This is a genomic window from Saccharomonospora saliphila YIM 90502, assembly GCF_000383795.1.
Lineage (GTDB): Bacteria > Actinomycetota > Actinomycetes > Mycobacteriales > Pseudonocardiaceae > Saccharomonospora > Saccharomonospora saliphila.
Map to the genome: position 1 here is coordinate 4,824 of NZ_KB912696.1, position 5,156 is coordinate 9,979.

A 5,156-nucleotide genomic window follows, 5' to 3' on the forward strand; every position below is an offset into this window, starting at 1 on the left:
CGTGCCCGCCGCGGTATCGGCGAACTCCGCGCCCGCGCGCCGGGCCGTTTCGCGCAGACCCGCGTCGAGGCGGTCGAGGCCGCGGCGCAGGTGCTCGATCTCGGCGGGCTCGTAGGGCAGCTCGCCACACGCCCCGGTGTCCTCGGGCAGGATCGCGGGATAGCCGACGACCACGACGCGTGCCCGGGGCGCCCGTTCGCGGATCTCGTCGAGCGTTTCGGCGACGTCGTCGGTGGCCCGGGTGACGCGCGCGCCGAGCCCGCCGGAGCCGGAGCGGCAGGGGGAGCGTGCCTGGTCACCCGCGCACCGGGAGGCCAGCTCGACGAAGCCCACGTCGTTGCCCCCGATGCCCACGGTCACCAGCGAGGTGGCGCGGGTGAGCGCCTCCACCTGCGGTGGGTTGGTGCCCTCGCTCGTGCGCTGCGCGGAGACCAGGTCCCCGGTCGTCGCGCCGCCGCAGCTCACGTCGACCAGTGTCTCGACGTCGAGCGCGTCGGCGACCAGCCGTGGGTAGTTGTTGCCGGAGCGCCCGCACCCCGGAGGAGTTCCGACCGGCCTTCCGGTTCCCGGAGCGGCGGTGTAGGAGTCGCCGAGCGCGACGTAGCGCGACCCCTGCGGCACGCCGTGCGCGGTGGGGCCGGTCTCCGGGCCGGTGGGAGCGGAGGCGTTCTCCGGTGCGGCACCGTCCGGCCCGCACGCCGCGACCAGGCTCACCAGCGACGCACACGCCGCCGCGATCCACGCTCGTGCCCTCACACGCCGACTCCTATCACTCACGCGCGGGACTCGCCTGCCGTATGAGGTCGTTGAGCAGACCCGCCGCCTGCTCCGGCCCGTCGACGGTGACGAAGACCCGGCGCCCGTCGCGCAGGCTCACCACGAGCGCGGAGCCACCGCGGATCTTGTACGCCACGTCCCCGGTGGTGGGGTCGTACCGCACACCGAGGCCGCCCAGTGACGTCGCGCGCACGGTGTCCGTACCCGCCGACGCGATGTCGGACAGCGCGAGGTGCGTGCGCGGGAGGCCGACGAGGCCCATGCGGATCGTGATCCCGCTGGAGTCCACCACGGCCCGGAGGCTCGGCACCATCAGCGCTGTCAGTACCCCCGCCCCCGCCGTCACCGCGTAGCCGGTCCAGCCGAGGGGGCCGTCGGTGAGCACGTCGATCACGCCGACGCTCAGCACGGGCAGGAAGGCGCACACTCCGGCCAGCGGCGTGTTCGTCGTGCCCCCGACCCAGCTCGCCCGCTGCCCGGGCTTCAGGCCGACACTGGCCTCGCCCGGGCCCGCCGGTTCGGCGTGTCCCCGTGCGGGCACACGCCGCCCGGCCAGCAGCACCGCCACGCCCGTCGCCACGCCGGTCGTGCCCAGCAGCACGAGCAGCACCACACCGGGACCGGCGGCCTGCCGCCACGACTCCGCGTCGAGCGAGGCGGCCATCGACGAGATCAGCATTCCCGACGGCAACGAGGCCAGGAGCGCGTGCAGCAGCACGGTGCCACGGCGCACCTCGCCGCCGCGACGCAGCAGCACCAGAAGCGATGCGGTGCCCGCCGAGGTCAGCACACCGGCCGCGACGAGCGTGCCGACGGTGAAGGCGGTCAGGCCGGTCGAGCCGTCGACGCCGTCGGTGCCCCAGTGCGTCGCGATCACCTCCGGCAGCCGTGGCTCCCATGCCGTGCGCAGCACGAACGCGAGCACGGCGAGAAGGGCGGGAACGCCGAAGGCGGCAAGGGCCACGCGCGGCCGTGGTGGTCTCACGGAAATCTCCTTCGCAGCATCGTGACGAGCTCGTCGGCGCCGACCCCCACGCGTCGCGCCTCGTCGGCGAGGTCGGACACCAGCGTGGTGAGCCGTGCCCGGCTCTCGGCCCGGCCGGTGACCACGGCGCCCCGTCCGCGCCGTAGTTCGATCAGTCCCTCGTCACGCAGGAGCGCGTAGGCCCGCAGGACCGTGTGCACGTTGATCTCCAGCGACCCGGCCAGCGCCCGCGCGGGCGGCAGGTGCTGGCCTGGTGAGACGTGGCCCTCGGCCAGGTTGCGGCGCACCGACGCCGCGATCTGCTCGTAGAGGGGAGCCGCCGACGCGGGGTCGATTCGGACCAGCATTGTTCTAAAACTACTAGAACAATAGGCCCGGTGTCACGGTCCTGCCACGGAAGGGCCCCGGACACCGCTGCCGGGCACTCGGCGCGGAGCCTCCGGCGGCCCGACCGTGCGACAACGGCCCGGAACACGGCACCGCCCCCGACGCCACGCGGGCATGCGGGGGCGGTGCGATGGTGGGAGCGTCGTCCGGATGGCCGGGCGGGAGGCCCGGGAGACCCTGGGGAGTTTCAGACGGCTTCGGAGAGCAGCGAGGCGACGCGGGTGACGCCCTCCACGAGGTCGTCCTCGGCGAGGGCGTAGGAGAACCGGAAGTAGCCCGGCGTGCCGAACGCCTCGCCGGGGACCACGGCGACCTCGGCCTCGGCCAGGATCAGGTCGGCGAGCTCGACCGTGTCGGCGGGGCGCTGTCCGCGGATCTCCTTGCCCAGCAGCGCCTTCACCGACGGGTAGGCGTAGAAGGCGCCCTCCGGGGTCGGGCACTCCACGCCCGGGATCTCCGACAGCATCGACACGATCCGCTTGCGCCGGGAGTCGAACGCCTCCCGCATCCGGTCCACCACGTCGAGCGGCCCGGCCACCGCCGCGAGCGCGGCCCGCTGCGAGACGTTGGCGACGTTGCCGCACAGGTGCGACTGGAAGCTCGACGCGGCCTTGATCACGTCGTCGGGGCCGACGATCCAGCCGACCCGCCACCCGGTCATCGAGTAGGTCTTGGCGACGCCGTTCAGGATCAGCGTGCGGTCGGCCAGTTCGGGCACGACCGCGGGCATCGACTCGGCCGTGGCGCCGTCGTAGACGAGGTGCTCGTAGATCTCGTCGGTGACGACCCAGATGTCGTGCTCGGCCGCCCAGCGGCCGATCGCGGCCACCTGCTCCCGCGAGTACACGGCACCGGTCGGGTTGGACGGCGAGTTGAACAGCAGGACCTTGGTCCGCTCGGTCCGCGCGGCCTCGAGCTGCTCGACGGTGACCCGGTAACCGGTGGCCTCGTCGGCGGTGACCTGCACCGGAACGCCGCCCGCTAAAGTGATCGACTCCGGATAGGTGGTCCAGTAGGGCGCGAGCAGCAGCACCTCGTCACCCGGGTCGAGCAGCGTGGCGAACGCGGAGTACACGGCCTGCTTGCCGCCGTTGGTCACCAGCACCTGGGAGGCCTCACACGCGAAGCCCGAGTCGCGCAGCGTCTTCGCGGCGATGGCCTCGCGCAGTTCGGGCAGCCCCGCCGCGGCGGTGTAGCCGTGGTTGGCGCGGTCCCGCACGGAGGCGGCCGCCGCCTCGACCACGTGGTCGGGCGTCGGGAAGTCCGGCTGGCCCGCGCCGAAACCGATCACCGGGCGCCCCTCGGCCTTGAGGGCCTTGGCCTTCGCGTCGACGGCGAGCGTCGCCGACGGCGTGATGCCGGCGATGCGGGACGACACACGGGCGCGGTGACTGGTGGCGGTACCTTCGGAAGCGGCCATGACCACATCTTTTCACGTGTGGCGGCCCGTAGGGGCACCCGCCCTCCGTCCGGCGTGTGGCGGCGTCCGGGGGGCCGGACGAGGCCCGCGACGCCCCGGCTGGCGCGCCGAGGGGAACGCGGTTGCGAGACGCCGTGAGGCTTGCCGTAGACTGCGGAACTTGGAACGTACGACAGGCACCCGGCGGCCTCGGGTAGGGTCGGTCCGGGTGTGTGAAGTGCGTCCGATCGGGCGGTGCGCTGTCCGAAGGGGTGTGGCTCAATTGGCAGAGCAGCGGCCTCCAAAGCCGCAGGTTGCAGGTTCGAGTCCTGTCACCCCTGCGTAGACGTGTCCGGCGGAGCGGAGGAGTGGCTCGTGAGCGACGACGGCGAGAAGGACAAGGACAGGGCCGGCGAGCGCCCTTCCCGTCCGGACACCGCCGCGGCTCGGCGCGCGCGACGCGCCTCCGCCCGCAGGGAAGGCACGGGAACCGGAAGCGACTCCGGGGCGAAGTCCACGGGTGACGCGGAGTCGACCCGCCGGCCCGCGCCGAAGGGCAAGGCTTCGGAGAAGGTCGACAAGCCCGAGGGCAAGAACCGGCCGACCCCGAAGCGGGACCGTCCGCGGACGAAGCAGGGTTCCCTGTTCTCGCGGCTCGGGCGGTTCATTCGCGAGGTATGGGCCGAGCTGCGCAAGGTCATCTGGCCGACCCGCAAGCAGATGGTCACCTACACCACCGTGGTCCTGTTCTTCCTGGTCTTCATGGTGGCGTTGGTCTCCGGGCTCGACTTCGTGTTCCTTGAGGGCATCGAAGTCGTGTTCGGTGAGTGACCGGCGGCACACATCTCCTCGCGGGTGGCGGCGTCCCTCTGGGACGTCCGCGACCGCACACGCGATCTACTGAGAGGACGGAAAGTGACCTCCGAGAACGGCTCAGGAGCCGGTCAGGACCTGACCGGCCTCTCCGACGAGCAGGTGCTCGCGGCCACCGGTGAGGCGGATAAGGACTCCACCGAGCCCGCCGAGCCCCGGGAGAGCGCCGCCGAGTCCGTGGAGGCCGACACCGCGTCCACCGGCAACGAGTCCACCGGCAACGAGTCCACCGAGGCCGAGTCCACCGGCGCCGAGTCCGGCGAGGCCGGTACCGCCGGTGCCGGGGAGCAGGCGCCCGAGGACCCGGTCGCCGCGCTGCGCGCCGAGCTGCGCGCGCAGCCGGGAGACTGGTACGTGGTGCATTCCTACGCCGGGTACGAGAACAAGGTCAAGACGAATCTCGAACACCGCAGGCAGACGCTCGACGTCGAGGACTACATCTTCCAGATCGAGGTGCCCACCGAGGAGGTCACCGAGATCAAGAACGGCCAGCGCAAGATCGTGCAGCGCAAGGTGCTGCCCGGTTACATCCTGGTCCGGATGGAGCTCAACGACGCCTCTTGGAGCGCGGTGCGCAACACGCCCGGCGTCACCGGGTTCGTGGGCGCGACCTCGCGCCCGTCGCCGTTGAGTCTGGACGAGGTGCTGAAGTTCCTCGCGCCGCAGGTCACCGAGCCCGAGCCGGAGAAGGCCGCCCAGGGCGAGCCCGCGGCGGCGGCCGCCGAGGCGCCCGCG

At 72.5% G+C, this 5,156-nt stretch carries 6 protein-coding genes and 1 tRNA gene; 3 read left to right on the top strand and 4 right to left on the bottom strand.

Going from position 1 to position 5,156, the window contains the following annotated elements:
* The 4 genes from SACSA_RS0115085 to SACSA_RS0115100 form a co-directional block, all read right to left on the bottom strand.
* A partial coding sequence (locus tag SACSA_RS0115085; protein WP_019818418.1) for an SGNH/GDSL hydrolase family protein occupies nucleotides 1-756 on the bottom strand: 756 nt, incomplete at its 3' end.
* A 13-nt stretch (nucleotides 757-769) separates the two neighbouring features.
* Nucleotides 770-1,762 carry a DUF1648 domain-containing protein gene (locus tag SACSA_RS0115090; protein WP_028661909.1) on the bottom strand — a complete coding sequence of 331 codons (993 nt, stop codon included), beginning with the start codon at nucleotides 1,760-1,762 and terminating at the stop codon, nucleotides 770-772.
* Complete coding sequence (locus tag SACSA_RS0115095) at nucleotides 1,759-2,109, bottom strand: GntR family transcriptional regulator (RefSeq protein ID WP_019818420.1); 351 nt, start codon at nucleotides 2,107-2,109, stop codon at nucleotides 1,759-1,761. The genes SACSA_RS0115090 and SACSA_RS0115095 overlap by 4 nt, the downstream gene beginning before the upstream one ends.
* Nucleotides 2,110-2,336: 227 nt before the next feature.
* Nucleotides 2,337-3,569 (bottom strand): pyridoxal phosphate-dependent aminotransferase, encoded by a 1,233-nt coding sequence (locus SACSA_RS0115100; RefSeq protein WP_028661910.1) that lies wholly within the window; start codon nucleotides 3,567-3,569, stop codon nucleotides 2,337-2,339.
* Between the two features lie 247 nt (nucleotides 3,570-3,816).
* Here SACSA_RS0115100 and SACSA_RS0115105 point away from each other — a divergent pair.
* The 3 genes from SACSA_RS0115105 to SACSA_RS0115115 form a co-directional block, all read left to right on the top strand.
* A tRNA-Trp gene (locus SACSA_RS0115105) sits at nucleotides 3,817-3,889 on the top strand.
* 34 nt (nucleotides 3,890-3,923) lie between these two features.
* A complete protein-coding gene (gene secE / locus SACSA_RS0115110) occupies nucleotides 3,924-4,379 on the top strand; it encodes a preprotein translocase subunit SecE (RefSeq protein ID WP_028661911.1) in 456 nt (151 codons plus the stop codon).
* 84 nt (nucleotides 4,380-4,463) lie between these two features.
* Nucleotides 4,464-5,156, top strand: a 693-nt coding sequence (locus tag SACSA_RS0115115; RefSeq protein ID WP_019818424.1) for a transcription termination/antitermination NusG family protein, incomplete at its 3' end; no start/stop codon positions are given.